The organism is Rhodanobacter sp. Col0626 (genome assembly GCF_049994385.1).
Lineage (GTDB): Bacteria > Pseudomonadota > Gammaproteobacteria > Xanthomonadales > Rhodanobacteraceae > Rhodanobacter.
Genome location: NZ_CP188260.1, coordinates 85,590 through 104,039 on the forward strand (window position 1 = coordinate 85,590; position 18,450 = coordinate 104,039).

The window sequence follows — 18,450 nt, forward strand, 5'->3', positions numbered from 1 at the left end:
CACTGGTGATTGATCCCGTCTCGGATGGCAGCTATTACACTGCCTTTGACGCCGCTCCAGCTGTGAGATTGCAAACCCGATCATGCAGACCAAACAAGCCATCACCGTTCTGTCCGCGCTCGCTCAAGAGTCACGATTGGCCGTGTATCGCCTGCTCGTGGAGTACGCACCTGAAGGCCTGGCGGCAAGCGCGATCGCCGAGAAGTTGGGTCTGGCAAACGCCACGCTCTCGTTCCACCTGAAAGAGCTGGTGCACGCAGGTTTGATCACGAGCCGGCAGGATGGACGCTTCATCTACTACTCGCCGATCCTTGAGGCCATGGACGCATTGGTGGGCTACCTCACCGAGAATTGCTGCGGCGCGACTGGCAAGTCTTGCAAGCCGGCGTCCGCCACCAAGTCCGCGGCCGCCGCGACAGCCAAGCGAAAACGCAAGGCCTAGGCCGAACCAAGATGCGGTACACGTGTGGCTCTCGCGATCACGCGCAGCAACCGGCCTCGGCTTGCGCCGTGGCCTGCCGCTGGGGAAGTCCTTGTTGGGCGTTCAACGACCGCTACATGTCAACCTGACAGAGGCTTCGACCGACTGCTTCTGGCCGTAAGCGGTCATGCCTCCGTCTGCTCGGCAAGCGCGTAACCAGGCGCGCGTCGGTTATCCATCCAGCGTGACATCACCGGCGGCGATCAATGCCGAGACCGCTTCCTGTATGGCGGCCAGGCTCGTGTAGCGTGGCTGGTAACCGAGGCGATGGCGCGCCTTTTCCATGGACATGCACGAGCTTCGCGCGATGTGTTCCCAGGCTTGATCGGCCTGTTCCGGAGTCTGCCCGGTCTTCCATTGGTCGAAAGGCTGGAAACGAATCTTCGGCTCCCATCCGAACCAGCGGAACATCGCTTCGGCGTAACCACGCAGATTCAGCGCCTTCTCCGAAACAACGTTGAACGTCTCCCCCACGCACGCGGACTTGTTGGCCATGGCCCGAATGACAAATTGTGCGACGTCGGCGGCGTGCACGTGGTGGAGCGTTTCCAGCCCGTAGTTCGGCAGCGAGATTTCCTCGCCGCGTGCCATGCGCGAGAACACGTCCGTGTCGACGTTGCCGTAAGGACCAATCGGTGTCCAACCCGATCCAACGATGTGGCCTGGCCGAAATACCGTGGCCGGAAAACCCGTGCGGCGAGACTCGTGCAACAACCACGCCTCGATGGCCGCCTTGTTGATGCCATATTCGCCAAAGGGATTCGGTGGATCGCTTTCGTCGGCGGGTATGGCGGCGTTATGGCCGTACACCCAGATGGTCCCGCAATGCAGGAAATGTTCGATCTTCCCGCGCAGGGCATGCACCAGGCTCTGCGTGCTGGGCAGATCGAACGAGATCAGGTCGACGACGATGTCGGGGCGGAGGTCGACAATGCTCGAGGCAAACCTTCCCGATGGTTCTTCGGCCGTCCGGTCGATCGTGACCTGTTCCACGGATCGCCACGCCGGGTGAGGGCGGTACTTCCTGGATTGGCCGCGGCAGATATTGACCACGTTGTGTCCTTGTTCCACCAGCGCGGGGATCAGATAGGCGCCGATGTGTCCGCTTCCTCCGATGACGATGATTCGAGACATGAATCCTCCAGGACGCCGGGCGAAATAACGCCATCAGTGTGAGTCGCCGCCGTCCGCCATCGGCCTCTTGCGGCTTTGAATCATCGCGCAATTGCCACGGCGATAGGTCGCTATCGAAGGGGAACGCACAGCCTTCGTGCCCAACGCCACTTCCGACGTCGAGCGTCATGGCCGGCTTGCAGCGGAAGGAAGATTGACCGGTCCAACGCCAGTCCCCGCCATCTCAACGGGCTCTGGACACTGAAATGTTGCGACGCAGCTGATTCTGTTGCGATGGTCGATAAGAAGAAGACAAAAAGCAACTGATATTAATCATTTAGAGAGCTATTTCGATAAGGCATTTCGCGCTGCGCCGCAAGTTGACACCGGTGACAATGAATCGCAATCTGGTGTCGTTCCGGTGCGGGGAGGCACAGTGGACGCAGCGATCACCCATTCCGATCTACCAGCGCGCGTCCCGGCGATGCCATTTCTGGCGGCCGACGTTGGCGGGACGTTTGCCCGCGTCGCGTTGATGCAGGTGTCCCAGGACGAGCGACGCGAGGTCGAAGTGCTTGCCTATCGCAAGGTCGAAGTGCTTGCCTATCGCAAGCTCGCATGCGCGCAGTTCGAAGGGCTGGCGGAGCTGTTGCAATCGTTTGTCGACAACGACGCGCAGACCAGCGTGCGGCACTGCGCACTCGCCTGCGCCGGCCACGTAAAGGGCGACGAGGTGTTGAACGACAACTCTCCCTGGCCGATCCATCTGGCGCAGTTGCGCAAGGCGTTGGCGTTGGATGACGTTGCCGTCCTCAATGACTTCGAGGCCCTGGGATACGCCCTCGGCAACGGGCCTGCCAGCGACTCCCGGCTCCTGTGCGGACCGGCAATCCGGACTGATGGTTCGGTTCTGGTGATCGGGCCGGGAACCGGCCTGGGCGCAGCCGTGCGCTTGCCTGCCTCGGCCGGTGGCCACGTGCTGGCGACGGAAGCCGGCCAGATGGATTTCGCACCTTGTTCGATTCGCGAACGCGAGGTTCTCGCGCACCTGGTGCCGGCGGGTGGCTACCTGGCGTATGAACGCATCGTCTCAGGCCCGGGCCTGCTGACCTTGTATGCCGTCTTGTGCGCATTGCAGGGAGTAACGCCGAGTCTTGCAACGCCCGAGGCCGTCACCGCGGCGGCCGCGGCATGCGGTGACGCGCAGGCGGTGGAAGCGGTGGAAATTTTTTGCGCGTCACTGGGAAGTTTCGCCGGAAGCCTCGCGATGACTTTCATGACCGCGGGCGGCGTGTATCTGGCCGGTGGCTTCCTGCATTCCATGCTCACGTTGCTCGAGCGCAGCGCGTTCGAAGAGCGATTCCTGCATGGACGCAGCGTGCGTGCATTTCTCTCGCGGGTTCCGGTGTGGGTCACGGAACACGGGCGCAACGGCGTGCTCGGGGCGGCCCAGTGGTATCTCAGGCGTGGCGTGCCCCGGGGGGCGCGGCAGGCATCAACTTAAGAGGTAAGGCTCATGTCCACCCTACATCGCAGGCACCCCTTGTCCTTGGCCGTGTCCATGTCCTTGCTGGCGGCGGTGGCGACGTCGGCGGCGGCATCACCGCGCACGGGCACGCCGGCGGACGCCGCGGGGCCGCAAGCCGCCGCCCCGCAAGACGCCCCGGCCACGCCCTCGCCCGATGCAAAGAAAGCCCAGGCAGACAAGGACGCCAAGAAGGCAGTCTCGTTGTCCACCATCAACGTCGTCGGCGTGCGTGCGTCGCAGATGCGCGCGATCGAGCTGAAGCGCCAGGCACCAAACATCCAGGACAGCATCACGGCGGAGAGCATCGGCCAGTTGCCGGACGTGACTATCACCGACGCGCTGCAGCGGGTCACTGGCGTGCAGGTCAATCGCGACGCCGGCGTAGGCACCACGGTGGACGTGCGCGGCCTCCCCGAAGTGGGCACCATGCTGAATGGCGAAGCGTTCATTACGGCCGACCAGATCGACTCGCAACAGCCCGACTTCACCATGCTGCCAGCCACGCTGTTCCACGGCGTGGACGTCATCAAGTCACCCACCGCCAGCACGACCGACGGCGGCATCAGCGGCGCACTCGACCTGCATACGTATCGTCCCTGGGATCTGCCCAGCGGCTTTACCTACAGCTACTCCGCCAACGGGGAACGCGGACGCACCAGCAGCAAATGGGGACCGGAGGCCAACGGCCTCATTTCGTACAACGACCACGGCCGCTGGGGCCTGCTGGTTTCTGCCGACTATTCCGATACGACGCGCTACAACTCGAACGAGGGCCTGGACCAGTACGGCGTGGTCCTGAACGGTGAGAATGCGGCCAGCGCGGGTGGCTACAACGGCTTCCTGACCCCGTGGAACGGCGCGCCGATTCCTCCCCAGATCGTGCAGAACGCCGACGGCAGCGTCGACGTCAATGGCGACGGCAAATCCAACGGGGTGTTCATGGGCAGCCAGAACATCGGCTTGTACGACACCACCACCCAGCGCAAACGCAAATCAGGCAGCGCCTCGTTCCAGATGGATCTGGGCAGCGGGTTCACCTTCACCAGCGATTACTTCTACGCGCAGCAAAACCAGTTCGACCGCACCGCCGGCATCCAGATCAATTCCACCAACTGGCAGGGCGCGACTTACGTACCCCTGCAGTCGCGCGATACCGGCAGGCCGGTTGCCGGTTCCTACGGCACGCCCGAGCCGGGTTGGGACGGCACGCACCTGTACACCACCAAGGTCTACGAGAAGTGGCCGGGCGACGTGGAATCGTTCTCGCAGATCACGCGCAAGGAATCCACGGCGAAGAACTTCAATGCGCAACTGGATTTCGACGACGGCGGACCCTTCACGGCAAGCGTACGTGGCATCCACGACACCGCGCACCAATCGAACGTCGAGACCGACGTCAATATTTCCAATTCCGATGGCGGCCTGTGGTCCAACGTGCTCAAGGACGGCGTGCCCGACGACGCCGTGCCGCCCGGCACGTATATCTTTCCCGACCAGCTGGGTGGAAACCGCGTATTCAACGCCAACGGGCTTGCCCAGAACACGGTTCCCATCGTCGCCAACCTCGGTGGCCGCAACATCACGGTCAGCATGCCCTCGTCGCTGGCCAACCAGTTCGCCGACCCCAATGGCTGGGCGATGAAGACGCTGGAGTCCGCCGGCGACTATGACCGCGAGGTCGGGCTCAACGTGCTTCGCCTCGATGGACACTACGACTTCGGCAATGGCATCAGGCTGGACTTCGGCGCACGCAACAGCATCCGCCATGCCGCCAACATCGGGTACACCCTGGTCACCCCCGTGTACGCCGGCATCGGCGCCAGCGACCCGAACGGTTGCCTGGTGCGCTACGTGGGCGCGGATGTGGTGCTGAACAGCGGTTCGTGTACCGCGGGAAATTCGCAGGGGTATTTCCGCGCCGGTCCGATATCGGCACTGCAGATTCCGAACACGCCCGGGCCGCTGGCCAACAACTGGAAAAAGTACAGCAACCTGCTCGGTTCGGGGATCACCTTCTGGGCGATCGATCCGCATGCCATGGACAACCCCGAGGCGTACTGGAAATCGCTCTATCCCCAGACCCAGAGGCAGGGCGAGCCAGGTACCACCTGGGCGGTGGGCATCAAGGAAACCTCGGCCTACCTGCAGGCCGATTTCGACGGCAGCCTCGGGACCATGCCATATAGCGGCAACGTCGGCATGCGTGTGATCCGCACCAATCTGGGCGTCACCCAGCGCCTCAGCGGCGATCCCGGCGCCTACGGCACGGAGCCCGCCGATATCGGCGCCCAGATCACGCAGCGCAGCTACAAGGACTATCTGCCGGCGGCCAACTTCGCGCTGGATATCACCGACAGCCTGAAGTTTCGCCTGGCTTACTCCAAGAACATGATGCCGCTTGACCTCAGCACGTGGGGCGGCGGACTGCAGCTGAACTATTCGCTGGTGGAAACACCGCAGGGACCGTTGTTCCGCGTGGCGGCCGGCAGTTCGAGCGGCAACCCCACGCTCGACCCCTGGCGCTCCAAGAACTACAACGCCTCGCTCGAGTACTACATCAACCCCACCAGCATGATCAGCCTGGCGCTGTTCCGCATCAACGTGCAGAGCTTCATCAAGAGCGGCAGCGTCATCGATTGCACGTTGCCGGACGAGGATGGCGTGGTGCGCAATCATTGCGTCACGATCTCCGAGCCGATCCAGGGCACCGGCAACAGCATCCACGGCGCGGAGTTCGATTATCGCCAGGGGTTCACGTTCCTGCCTGGCATCCTGTCCAAGACCGGCATGGAGATCAACGCCACCTACGCGCCGAGCGACTCGGGCGCATCCGACCTGGCCGGCCACAAGATCCCGTTCCAGGACAACTCGACCAAGTCCGGAAACTTCATCCTGTGGTACCAGGACGACCGCTTCCAGGCACGCGTTGCGTACAACTATCGATCACGCCGTGCGGTGTCGGAGGACGTGGGCGGCATCACGGGCATGGAGATGTACGAGGCGCCGCAGAAGTACGTGGATGCGTCGGTCTCGTACAAGATCACCAAGTCTGCGCAGCTGTTCGTGGACGGCACCAACCTCACCAACGAGTATCAGCACTACTACCTCGTATGGCCCGACCAGCCGGCGCACTCGAATTTCTCCGAACGCATGTTCATGGTCGGCATCCGTGGCCAGTGGTGAGCGAGGCCGGACTTCCGGCCATACACCCCGTTCGCGCTGAGCGTAGCTTGCGCTAGCAAGCACAGTCGAAGCAGCCGTGGCACGACGGCTCTTCGACTTCGGCCCTACGCTCAGGGCGAACGGATCGGATTTCGAGCAGGCAACCAGCGCGACAAGGCAAACATGCAATCCAATGCGACCCCACCCACCCGCGACGGCAGCTTCCATCGCTCCATCGGCTTGTTCACGGGCACGGCGATCAACATGACCCAGATGTGCGGCATCGGGCCGTTCATCACCATCCCGATCATGCTCGCCATCATGGGCGGGCCGCAGGCGCTGATCGGCTGGATCGCCGGCGCGATCCTGGCGATGGCCGATGGCATGGTCTGGGCAGAACTGGGCGCGGCCATGCCGGGGTCCGGCGGAACCTACGTCTATCTCCGCGAAGCGTTCCAATACCGCACCGGCAAGCTGATGCCGTTCCTGTTCATCTGGACGGTGCTGTTGACGATCCCCCTGCTGATGTCGACCGGCATCATCGGCATGGTCCAGTACCTGGGATTCTTTTTCCCGCACATGGGCTGGTGGCCCGTACATCTCATCGGCCTGGCAGCGACCGCGCTGGTTACCCTGCTGTTGTACCGGCGGATCGAATCGATCCGCGTGATCACCATCGCGCTGTGGGTGATCATGCTGCTCTCCGTGGTGGGCGTGTCGGCGGCCGGCTTCTCGGACTTCCATCCGGAGTACGCGTTCACCTATCCGGCCGATGCGTTCGGTCCCCACTTCTTCGTGGGCCTGGGCGCGGGACTCATCCTGGGCATCTACGATTACCTGGGTTACTTCACGACCGCCTACATGGGCGACGAGCTGCGCGACCCGGGCCGGACCATGCCCGGCTCCATCATCATCTCGGTCATCGTGATGATGGTCATCTACCTCATCCTCAACATCAGCGTGCTCGGCGTGGCGCCGTGGCAGGAGATCGCACGATCCACCTCCGTGGCGTCGCTGGTGGTGGAACACAGCTGGGGACATCTGGCCGCCGCGGTCATGACCGTGCTCATCATCGTGACGGCGTTCGCCTCGGTGTTCGCCGGGCTGCTGGGCGGCTCGCGCGTGCCGTTCCAGGCGGCGCACGAAAAGGTGTTCCTGTCCGTTTTCGGCAAGCTGCACGCCAAGCACGGCTTTCCGCATGTGGCCCTACTCACGATGGGCGCGGTGACCGCCATCGGCACGTTCTTCGACCTGACCGAAGTCATCAGCATGTTGCTGGCCGCGACCATCATCGTGCAGTCCATCGCGCAGATCGCCGCGCTGGTGGTGCTGCGCAAGCGCCAGCCGGGCCTCCACCGGCCATACCGGCAATGGCTGTATCCGGTACCGTGCGTGATCGCGCTGCTGGGCTGGGTCTACGTCTACGTGTCGGCGTCCGCGTCGGCGCTGATGCTGTCCGGCGCGTGGATCGTTGCCGGCATCGTGGTGTTCGCGATCTGGGCGAAGGTGAATCGGTCCTGGCCGTTCGCACCGCTGGAAATCCGCGAAGCCTATCTCGGGAACGACTGACGCCATGCGAATCCTGCTCAAACCCCTGTTCGTGACAATGATCGTGCTGGCGGCGATCGCGCCGCCCGCGCGTGCGGGAATCGCTTTCTCGCCGACGCGGGTGGCGGGCGGCGCCGGCTCGACCACGGTCGTGGCCCAATGGCAGATCCAGTCCAGCGACAAGGCGCAGGAAGGCGGCGCGGATATTTCATCCGCCGGTTTTTCCACCGGCGGCTGGAGCACGGCAAGCGGTCGCGCCACGGTGATGGCGGGGTTGCTGGAAAACGGCACGTACAAGGACGTGTTCTACAGCGACAACCTGCGCGCGGTACAAGCGCCCGATGCCAGCGGCAACCTGTTCGTGAACCCCTGGTGGTACCGCACCGAGTTCACGCTTGCCGAAGGCGCCCGGGGACTGCGCACGCTGCTGCGCACCAACGGCATGATCGCGAGCGCCGATGTGTGGGTGAACGGGCACCTGGTCGCCGACCACGCTGCCGTCGCCGGCGCTTATCCCGTGCACGAGTTCGACGTGACGCCATGGGTGCATGCAGGCACCAATGTCCTCGCGTTGCAGGTGCATCCGGCCGATCCGAGAAGAAGCCTGTCGATCGGCTGGGTCGACTGGAACCCGACACCGCCGGACAACAACATGGGGCCGTGGCGGGGCGTGGACCTGGTGCGGACGGGGCCGGTCCAGCTGCGTTTTCCGCAGGTGACATCAACCCTGTCGCTGCCCGATCTCGCGCGCGCCGCGCTGACCGTGAAGGTGGAGGCACGCAATCTCGATACGGTGGCGCATCAGGCAACCATCACCGGCATGGTGGCGGGCGTTTCGCTGCGACAGGTCATCCGCCTTGCGCCGGGTCAGACGCAGACTGTGACGTTCACCCCGAAGACCGATCCGGGTCTCGACCTCGACCATCCGAATGTCTGGTGGCCCATCGGCATGGGCGCTCATCCGCTGTATGCGTTGCAGATGGACGCCACCGTCGATGGCGCGGCCTCCGACAAGGCTGGCGCCACGTTCGGCATCCGCAGCGTCAGCTCCAGGCTGACCAAGCAGGGCTATCGCCAGTTCAGCATCAACGGCAAGCCGGTGCTGATCCGCGGGGCGGGCTGGGCGCCGGACATGTTCCTGCGCGACGATCCCGCGCGCATGGAGGCCGAGTTCAGCTATGTCCGCAACCTCGGGCTCAACACGATCCGCAGCGAAGGCAAGCTGGAAAACGCGCGCTTCTATGAGCTGGCCGACCGCGACGGCATCATGATCCTGGCCGGCTGGGAATGTTGCGACAAATGGGAATCCGCCGCGAAGACGGGCGGTGCCCCATGGGACGCCGCGGACGAGCGTGTAGCGCAGGACTCCATGGCGAGCGAAGCGCGCCTGTTGCGCAACCATCCGTCGGTGATCGGCTTCCTGATCGGCAGCGACAATCCGCCGCCGCCGGCCCTCGCGAAGATGTACGTCGACACCCTGCATGCCGAAGACTGGACGATGCCCATCATCGCAGTGGCCACCGACAAAGGCACCGCCCCGACGGGGCTCTCCGGCATGAAGATGACCGGTCCCTATGCGTGGGTGCCGCCGGCGTACTGGTACGCCGAAAAGCTGGGCGGCGCGTTCGGCTTCAACTCCGAAACCAGCGCGGGCGCGGACATCCCGCGGCTGGAAGACCTGACCCAGATGCTTTCGCCGCAGGATCTGGAGGCCTTGTGGAAGCACCCGCAGGTGCGGCAGTACCACGCCGCCGCCGACTGGTCGACGTTCGCGAGCATTGCGCCGTTCGACACGGCGCTGGCCAAACGCTATGGCGCACCCAAAAGCCTTGCCGATTACGTCGCCAAGGCCCAGCTCGACAACTACGACAACACCCGCGCGCAGTTCGAGGCATTCAACGCGCACAAAGATGCGGCCAACCCCTCGACCGGGGTGATCTACTGGATGCTCAACAACGCGTGGCCTTCGCTGCACTGGCACCTGTACGACTACTTCATGAATCCGGCCGGCGCCTACTTCGGCGCCAAGAAGGCCAACGAACCGGTGCACATCCAGTACTCCTACGACACGCGCGCGATCGTGCTGGTCAACCAGACGCCCGCCGGCGAGCATGGCCTGCAGGCGCGCATCCGCGTGCGCAACCTGGACGGCAGCGTGCGTTACGAACGGCGTGTGCAGGACATCGAACTCGCCGGCGACAGCACGCGGCAGCTGGCAACGCTGCCGACCCCAGCGGGGTTGTCGCCTACCCACTTCATCGAGCTCGAGCTGGCTTCCGCCGACGGCAAGCCGATCAGCCGGAACGTGTATTGGCTCTCCACCCAACCCGACACGATGGATTGGGCGCATTCGAACTGGTACCTCACGCCGGTGACGCAATACGCAGACCTGACCGCGCTGCAATCGCTGCCGACGGCGGCCAGCGAGGTCCATGCCACCATGCAGCGCGCGGGAACCGACGAGGAAGTCACCGTCACGTTGACGCTGCCCGCATCGTCCAGAGCCGTGGCCCTGTTCCAGCATGTCTCGATCAGGCGATCCGCACACGGCAAACTCGCGCTGCCGATCCTGTGGAGCGACAACGACGTTACGCTATGGCCCGGCGAATCGGTCACCCTGACCGCGCGTTATGCGGGGCAGGGGACGGCGACGCCGGTCGTCGAAATCAGCGGATGGAACGCGCCGGCACGGAGCGTTCCGGTCGTTGTCGAAAACAGCCCGGGCACCGCGAAGGAAAACAATCATTGAGCCAGGCCAGACATCCATGCCGCGCGTGACCATCAGCGACGTCGCCCGCATCGTGGGCACATCGAAAAAAACCATCTCGCGGGTGCTCAACAACGATCCGAATGTCAGCGATGCCATGCGCCAGCGCGTGATGGACACCGTCGCCGCGCTCAACTACCGGCCGCTCACTTCGGCGCGCAGCCTGGCCACCAATCGTTCCTTCATGATCGGCCTGCTGTACGACAACCGTTCGCCGAGCTACATCATGGAAGTGCAGGCCGGGGTGCTGGAAGCGTGCGTGGCGCAGCACTACAGCATGATGGTTCAACCACTGGTTTCGACGGCGCCGGACTTCGTCGAGCGGGTCGACGACATCCTCTCGCGGCACCGGCCCGACGGGCTGATCCTCACGCCGCCGATCACCGATCATCCGCAGCTGCTCGATTGCCTGCAAAGGAACGAGGTGCCGTTCGCCTCGATCGCGCCGCGCCACTGCGGGGCATGCATTGGCGTGATGCTGCGCGAGCGCGAAGCTGCCGCGGAAATGGTCGGCCACCTGGTGTCGCTCGGTCACCGTCGCATCGCCCACATCCTGGGTGATCCCGAACATGGCGCCGGCGTGTGGCGCCTGGCCGGCTACCGCGATGGCCTCAAGCATGCCGGCCTGAAGGAGGATCCCGCGTACATGGTCCAGGGCCGTTTTTCGTTCGAGTCCGGTGTGGCGGCCATGCGGCAACTGCTGGCGCTGCCGGTTCGGCCCACCGCCATCTTCGCTGGCGACGACGACATGGCGGTCGGCGCCATATGGGCCGCCGCGGAGGCCGGCGTGTCGATTCCTCACGACATGTCCATCTGCGGGTTCGACGACACCGCCATCGCGACGCAAGTGTGGCCTCCCCTCACCACCGTCCATCAGCCCGTGCGCGAGATGGGCCGCCGCGCGACCGAGGAACTGCTGCTTCGCGTATTGAACAAGGGCGAGGCCAGGATGGTCGAGGTCGACTACAAGATGCGCATCCGTGCCTCGACGGCACCCGTCCCGTAGACTGGCCGCGTACCATTCGGTGGGCATCCGCCCGAGGCGCATTTCTTCCAACCCGTCACCGATCCCGAGGAGAGCGCAGCATGCCTGCCGCACACGACATCGCGAAGCCGTCCCGGAAATTCCACTTCATCTCCGGGCTGCCACGCTCGGGCAGCACGCTGCTGGCCGCCATCCTCAACCAGAACCCGCGTTTCCGCGCCGGCATGACCAGCCCGCTCGCCGACATCATGGGCGTGGTGATCGCTGAAGCCAGCAGCAAGAATGATTTCTCGTTCGACGTCTCGGACGAACAACGCATCGCGATGCTGCGCGGCCTGGTCGAGAACTTCTATGCGGGGCAGGCGGACGCCGGCGTCGTGTTCGACACCAGCCGGCTGTGGTGCAGCCGGATGCCGTTGCTGGGTACGCTGTTTCCGGAAGCCAAAGTCATCGCCTGCGTGCGCCAGTTGTCATGGGTGCTGGACAGCATGGAGCGACTGGTGCGCAAGCAACCGGCAGGCGTCAGCAAGGTGTTCCGCTTCGACACGAATACCACGGTGTATTCGCGCATCGAGGCGCTGACCGATCCGCGCGGCATGGTGGGCTTCGCCTTCCAGGCCACCAAGGATGCGTTCTACGGCCAATATGCCCCGGGCCATTTGCTGCTGTTGACCTACGAAAGCCTGGTGCACAACCCCTCGGCGGCCATGCGCGCGGTCTACCAGTTCATCGGCGAACCCTGGTTCGAACACGACTTCGAAAACATCGGCTTCAGCGCGGACGAGTTCGACGCCCGCGTCGGCATGCCCGGGTTGCATACCGTGCGCCCGAAGGTGGAACCGATCGAGCGCACTTCCATCTTGCCGCGCGAAATCTTCGGTCGCTTCGTGAACGAGTCGTTCTGGATGGATCCGAAGAACAACGTGAGCCAAGTGCCGATTGTGTAGGAGCAGGGTTTGGGTATCGGACGCGATACTGAGACGAACCACCACGGGCAGTGGCGGTCACCTATAGGCGGGGCGCTCGCCGGACCTCGGTGAGGTTGGGACGTCGGATTTCGACCCGCTGCTGCCGTTGGTGAAGGACCACAAAATTCCCCTGCATGACGCCCCGATGTACGCTCAACATGCTTGTTAGCCACAGGGTATAAGGTCTACCAAGCATTGGGCCGTATAGGGAAGGGCATCTACTCTCATGTCGAAGACCGAATTTGATGTCTACTGTCCAGAGTGCAACATTCTTATAGCGGCGCAGGTTGTGGCTGAGGGGAATGGTGGCTTCCGAAGCAACGCGATCAATCCGTTTGACGAAATAGACGCGGAATATCAAGGAGAACATTACTTTGTTTGTCTCTGTGGTCGCTGCAGCCAGCCATTCCTTATTCGCCAATCTCTTTATGGGGTTCCCGCTGAATTTGAAACCGTCACGGATGAAGTGATTCTTTATCCATCCGAAAAGAGATTGCCTCTCGATGGCGCGCCTTCCAACATAAAATCGGCGCATGAGCAAGCCACTCGCTCGTTTTCCGCCTCGCTCTTTGAACCGTGCGTCCTGATGTGTAGAAAGTGCATTGAGGCAACATGTAAGACTTTCGGGGCAAAAGGGCGAGATCTGAACGCGCGACTTCAGAGTCTGTTTGACGCAGGCCACATCGATTCTCGGCTTCTAAATTGGGCGCACGAGATTCGTCTCATCGGGAATGAGGCTGCCCACGATCCAGACATCAAGGTCACAAAACGCGATGCACGCGATGTCCTCGACCTTACGGAGTCGATCTTGATTTATGTATTTTCACTGACGTCGCGCTTTGAGAAATTTCGTGCTCGACGCAGCATGGCGTCGACAAAACGATGACACGTTATCCAACCAATCGTTCCTCCAGATCTGCGGTAGAAACAACGAAAGCCTGCGGATTACGGAATTACAAGTGAGGAACACCGTTGGTGGATAGCAAGAAAGCGATTGATCTCGGCGCGAAGATCATGGATCTTCAGGCTCTCATGATCGCGTATGCGACGGACGGCCGCACATCAGATCAACCCCATGCGTATCGCGATCTATATGCCGAAGTGACGCTTGAGCTTGAAGATGCTAAATACGCCAACCCAAATCCGCAAAAATCACTCGAAGTCTTCTCAGCATTCTGCAAATTGCAAGAGATGACGACCTACGCCAGTCGCCGTGTCTATGTCGCAAATCTATACGCAGACATCCTGCTCGATCTTAAGAGAATTCAACGTCACGCACCGTCCTCGAAAAACTGGGGCAAGGCGAATGATGCGCTCACTGACGAGCTGAACCCTATTCGAGGTCAGTGGCTAAAGGCAAAGAACTTTATCTACTCCACAACGCCAGACTTTGAAAACTCCGTAAAGGAATCCATCAGTGCAGTCGAGTCGTGCCTAATGGTGTTGCTGAACGAACCAAATGGAACCCTTGGCAAGATCATCAAGCAAGCGAATCTCGACCCTGATATTGAACGGCTTGTAAGTCAGGCCTATGGGGCAACGAGCAACAAGGCGTTCGTGCGGCATGGGGGCACCATCGCGTCTAGCCTTACAAAGGCTGAAGCGGAGTTCTTCTTAGAGTTCGCAGCAATATCCGTCGTTTACATCACGAAGAAACTGAAATAAGCGTGACGATCAAGGGGTACGGAGGTAGTTTAATGATATTAATTACCTCCGTACCTTTGTCGCCCACACAGTTGCGACCACGGTACGACCTTGTCCATCTCCGCCAGAAACACGTCCCGACGTGTCGACTTGCGGTGTGCTTCAAATCCACCATCTGCCTGCGTGGCCAAGGTCAACTGATCGGGCTTCGTCTACACTCCGTGGGACAGGTGCACGCTTCGACAGCAAAGCAAAATCAGAGTTTCCTTAGGGATAGTCAGTGAAGACTAGCGCGCAGCAACTTGAAGAGTTTGCAGCCAAAGAACCCGCGAAGGGTCTCTTGCCAGAGCTGGTTCGCCGACTCATCCAAGCAAGCGCCGACGGGGTGGGCGATGTTCGCTTTCCATCCGGCGAGTCCACCTTTCGGCCAGGCGCCGATGGCCTGGTGCAGGCGAAGGGCAGCCCGCCTTATGTGCCGGCTGGTGTTTCGCTCTGGGAGCTCTCGACCGAGAAGCAGCCCCACCAGAAGGCGAAGAGAGATATTGAGAAGCGAAGTAAGAGCGGTGCGCAAGACGCCTATCTAGACCATAAGCGCGCCGACATCGCCTACGTGGCGCTATCCCTTCGCCGTTGGCACGGCGAGAAGGGTCAGGATCGAGACGAGTTCGAGAGCCACTATCGAAGCCTTGGCGTTTGGAAAGACGTCAAGATCATCGACGCAGACGACCTCGAGAATTGGCTGGATCGCAGCCCCTCCGTAAGCGCGTGGCTCGCTCGGAAGATGCAGATCGTGTCGGGAGGCATGAAGGGCATAGAGGCTTCTTGGGACCACTACAGCCAGGGGGTTACCCCTGCTATGAGCGAGAAGCTGCTGTTGCTCAACCGAAAGGAAGGGGCCGAGGCGTTGGTCCAGGCTGGGATGGGTGGCGGCGTCATTCGAGTCAAGGCGGATTCGCCGAGCGAAGCGGCCGCATTCGTGGCGGCAGCGATCCTGTCAATGCCCAATGAAGATCCAAGACGCAGCGCCTTGCTTGCCAAAGCGGTTGTCATCACCAAGCCAGAAGACGACGCCTATCTCACGGATACCAATCAGAAGCTTTTGGTCATCACTTCGGGGCGAGCCACCGATATCGCTACCCAATTAGCTACGCGGGGGCATACGGTCATTGCGGCGTATGGAAATTCCCATTCGAGCTCCGGGGCACGCAGCCCGCTGATTGAGCTGCCGCGCGCGCGAAGGCAAGAGTTCGCCGATGCATTACAAGAAATGGGGATGCGGGATGTCGATGCCAGGGTTACTGCAGGCGAGTGCCATAGCAGTATTACAGTGCTCTATCGAATTCGCGATCTGGCTGGATCCCGCCATCCCGGATGGGCGAGCGCCCCCAAGCTGCGCAAACTTGCCGCCCCCATACTCTGTGGCGCGTGGCGGCACAACGAGCCTGCAGATACGAAGGTAGTGGCTGATGTCGCTGGCATTCCTTACGAGCAAGTCGAAGAGGCCGTTGTCGATGTGTTGCTTCTTGACGACGCACCAATCCTTCGCGCGGGGGATCTAACTTCCTTGAGCGCGCCAGCGGATATCTGGCAGTTAAGCATTGAGCATCGGGTGATCACAAAGCTGATGCTGGAACGGTTTCGAAATGCCGCGCTTGAAGTGCTGGGTGAGCGTGATCCAGCGTTTGACCTACCGCCGGAGCAGCGTGTCTATGCAGGCATATATGGGAAAGAGAGAAAATACTCGGGCGCGTTGCGGCGGGGAATAGCGGAAATTCTGCGGTTGATTGCGATCAATGAGCAGAAACTCTCCTACATCGGCAATGGCTTTTCCGCTCAGGATTTTGTGGATGATGTCCTGCGCGACATCCTGGGCTTGGCCTCGGACTATCAGGCCTTGGCAAGTCTGGACTCCCTTCTCCCTGATCTGGCAGAGGCGGCGTCAATCCCTTTCCTTTCAGCCCTCGAAACCTTAGCCGCGGGTGATGGCGCACTGCTGTCCCCGATTTTCGAGGGCAGCGATGACCCCATGCTCGGCCGCGCATACTATCTCGGGGCGTTGCGTGGGCTAGAGGTGTTGGCTTGGGATCCCACTCTTTTGGGTCGTGTAACCCAGATCCTGGCGCGCATGGCAGAGCTGGACCCGGGTGGGAAGCTCAGCAATCGCCCGATCAATTCGTTGTGCCAAATTTTCCTTCCATGGAAACCGCATACGAATGCTCAGGAGGAAGTTCGGCATCATGCCTTGGAGCAAGTCTGCCGCAAGTTCCCTAGGATCGCCTGGACTTTGCTGGCGAAACTATTGCTTGAGAACCATGCGATTTCGTTTGGCACGGCTACGCCTGAGTGGCGGGAGTTTGGAGCGTCTTCCCGACCCACGCCAACTTATGGCTCGTTGGCGCGCGATCATGCCTTCGTTGTGCAGACGGCGTTGCCCCTGGCAGGACATGAAGCAAGCCGATGGATGCAGCTGGTGAATGCCGCTGTAGCCAGTCAGAACGAAGCCCAACTGGGCACGTTGCTGGAACGGATTAGCGACTCCAAGGAAGCCTTCGTATCCGCTGGGCAAGCGAGTCTTCTGTGGGAGGCGTTGGAAGGCTTGGCTGCCAAGCACCGCGCGTTCGCGACCGCAGGTTGGGCTATGCCTGAGCCAATGGTTCAGAAGATCGAGGAGTGTGCTAAACATTTCCGACCAGACGATCCGATGGGTCTCTACCGACCGCTCTTTGACCATTCCTTGATGGACCGCGCGAATCCGGATGAAACCTACGAGCAGCGCAATGAGCGAACGGGGCGAGAGCGCGATGCTGCCATTGCCAAGATTGCCGAGGGTGGCGTCGATTTGGTTCTTGGTTTCGCAAAGCGAGTAGAGACTCCTGGAGTGATGTCCCAGTCGATCGTCAGGGCGACATCCGCCGAGTTTGCGCGCAATTTCATTCTTGCGGCCTTCAATGGCGGAGAGAAGATTGCTTGGCTAGCCGCATTGGTGACGGGGCATGGTGCAGCGCACTTTGGGTTCGAGTGGGCAGCAGAAACTATTCACCTAGTTGAGAAGAAAGGGGCATCTGCTGCGCAGGTAGCTGAACTGCTTCGGGTATGGAACGACACGCAGGAGCTGTTCGATTTTGTGTCGGAACTGTCCAGCGAGGTCCAGAAGGCTTATTGGGAAACACGAGATACCTTCGTTCGAAGCGATGACGAAGATTTGATCGCTTTGGGCGTTGCAAAGATGGTCGAGCATGGGCGCAGTCCGGAATTGTATGAATTCCTTGGGTCTAGGCTGGAAAGGACGGATAGCCCGACCCTTCTCCAAGTGCTTGATTTGGGTTTCAACAAGGTTGTCGAGAACACGGAGTATCTACGTCGGGTCGATGGTTACTGGCTGCGGGAGATTTTCAAGGCGCTGCGCGATCGGGATGACGTAGATCGCGATGTCCTGATGGGATTGGAATATCGCTGGTTCCCTGTTCTCCACTCGTATGGGGAGCCGGAGGCTTTCGCACTGCACAAGTACATGGGCGAGAGCCCGGAGTTCTTTGTGCAGGTGCTCAGCGACCTGTATCGCTCAAATGACGCAGTTGAGAGTGAGCAGGAAGATGAGGAGGCCAATGGCGGCGCGGAGGAAACGGTGGACGACGCTAGCGAAGCGCAATCACAAGTGCGCGCCAAGGCGGATATTGCTTACAAGCTCTTGGAGTCATGGCAGAAGCTTCCCTGGACGGATGATCAAGGGAAAATTGACTACTCACGGATGCGGGATTGGATCGGCAAAGCCATTGATCTGGGTAAGAAGGCGGGGCGCTATGAGGTCGCATCCGCTGAAATCGGAAAGCTGCTGGCATACGCTCCAATCGATCCTGACGACGGCGTTTGGCCTACCAGACCTGTCCGCGATGCCGTAGAAGAGTTGGCTAACTCCAAACTTGAGTCGAGTCTTGTGATCGAACTTTTCAACAAGCGCGGAGTGCACTCTCGCCCCATTGATGGCGGCGGCGAGCAAGAGCGTGCGCTTGCCGAAGAGTCCAGCCAGGCTGCCGACCAGCTTCAGCACAAATGGCCACGGACTGCTGACATGCTTCGCGAGAATGCCCAGCAGTGGCTAAGGCATGCAGAGCGAGAGGATCGCAGGGCCGCAGAGCGGAGAATCGGACTTTGATTGTTCCTTCCCCGGAAAAACGGGACGAAGGAAGTTAAGCCCATCGGATTTAACTTTTTCCGTCCCAGTTTTCGCACCTTCGCTGACAGCATCTTCGAGAG

General features: G+C 61.3%; 11 protein-coding genes and 1 pseudogene. 10 read left to right on the forward strand and 2 right to left on the reverse strand.

The window, feature by feature from the left end; all coding sequences use genetic code 11:
- Positions 1-82: 82 nt before the first annotated feature.
- The gene (locus tag ACPPVV_RS00410; protein WP_426701514.1) at positions 83-442 is read left to right on the forward strand and encodes an ArsR/SmtB family transcription factor; all 360 of its coding nucleotides are present in this window, start codon (positions 83-85) and stop codon (positions 440-442) included.
- Between the two features lie 210 nt (positions 443-652).
- On the opposite strand, the gene ACPPVV_RS00415 is transcribed toward ACPPVV_RS00410, so the two are convergent.
- Positions 653-1,615 (reverse strand): NAD-dependent epimerase/dehydratase family protein, encoded by a 963-nt coding sequence (locus tag ACPPVV_RS00415; RefSeq protein WP_426701515.1) that lies wholly within the window; start codon positions 1,613-1,615, stop codon positions 653-655.
- Positions 1,616-1,883: 268 nt separating this feature from the next.
- On the opposite strand from ACPPVV_RS00415, the gene ACPPVV_RS00420 reads away from it, so the two are divergent.
- The 8 genes from ACPPVV_RS00420 (at position 1,884) to ACPPVV_RS00455 (ending at position 14,217) form a co-directional block, all read left to right on the forward strand.
- Complete coding sequence (locus tag ACPPVV_RS00420) at positions 1,884-3,098, forward strand: glucokinase (protein WP_426701516.1); 1,215 nt, start codon at positions 1,884-1,886, stop codon at positions 3,096-3,098.
- A gap of 12 nt (positions 3,099-3,110) precedes the next feature.
- Complete coding sequence (locus tag ACPPVV_RS00425; RefSeq protein ID WP_426701517.1) at positions 3,111-6,305, forward strand: TonB-dependent receptor; 3,195 nt, start codon at positions 3,111-3,113, stop codon at positions 6,303-6,305.
- A gap of 162 nt (positions 6,306-6,467) precedes the next feature.
- Positions 6,468-7,853: an APC family permease gene (locus tag ACPPVV_RS00430; RefSeq protein WP_426701518.1), complete on the forward strand. Its 1,386-nt coding sequence runs from the start codon at positions 6,468-6,470 to the stop codon at positions 7,851-7,853.
- Between the two features lie 4 nt (positions 7,854-7,857).
- The gene (locus ACPPVV_RS00435) at positions 7,858-10,581 is read left to right on the forward strand and encodes a glycosyl hydrolase 2 galactose-binding domain-containing protein (RefSeq protein ID WP_426701519.1); all 2,724 of its coding nucleotides are present in this window, start codon (positions 7,858-7,860) and stop codon (positions 10,579-10,581) included.
- A gap of 16 nt (positions 10,582-10,597) precedes the next feature.
- Positions 10,598-11,605 (forward strand): LacI family DNA-binding transcriptional regulator, encoded by a 1,008-nt coding sequence (locus ACPPVV_RS00440; protein WP_426701520.1) that lies wholly within the window; start codon positions 10,598-10,600, stop codon positions 11,603-11,605.
- Between the two features lie 80 nt (positions 11,606-11,685).
- Positions 11,686-12,531 carry a sulfotransferase family protein gene (locus ACPPVV_RS00445; protein ID WP_426701521.1) on the forward strand — a complete coding sequence of 282 codons (846 nt, stop codon included), beginning with the start codon at positions 11,686-11,688 and terminating at the stop codon, positions 12,529-12,531.
- Positions 12,532-12,778: 247 nt separating this feature from the next.
- The gene (locus ACPPVV_RS00450; RefSeq protein ID WP_426701522.1) at positions 12,779-13,438 is read left to right on the forward strand and encodes a DUF4145 domain-containing protein; all 660 of its coding nucleotides are present in this window, start codon (positions 12,779-12,781) and stop codon (positions 13,436-13,438) included.
- An 89-nt stretch (positions 13,439-13,527) separates the two neighbouring features.
- Positions 13,528-14,217 (forward strand): hypothetical protein, encoded by a 690-nt coding sequence (locus ACPPVV_RS00455; protein ID WP_426701523.1) that lies wholly within the window; start codon positions 13,528-13,530, stop codon positions 14,215-14,217.
- 65 nt (positions 14,218-14,282) lie between these two features.
- On the opposite strand, the pseudogene ACPPVV_RS00460 reads toward ACPPVV_RS00455, so the two are convergent.
- Positions 14,283-14,393, reverse strand: a pseudogene (locus ACPPVV_RS00460) (IS5/IS1182 family transposase); the annotation flags it as partial.
- An 83-nt stretch (positions 14,394-14,476) separates the two neighbouring features.
- On the opposite strand from ACPPVV_RS00460, the gene ACPPVV_RS00465 reads away from it, so the two are divergent.
- Positions 14,477-18,349, forward strand: a complete 3,873-nt coding sequence (locus ACPPVV_RS00465) for a hypothetical protein (RefSeq protein ID WP_426701524.1) — start codon at positions 14,477-14,479, stop codon at positions 18,347-18,349.
- Positions 18,350-18,450 lie beyond the last annotated feature (101 nt).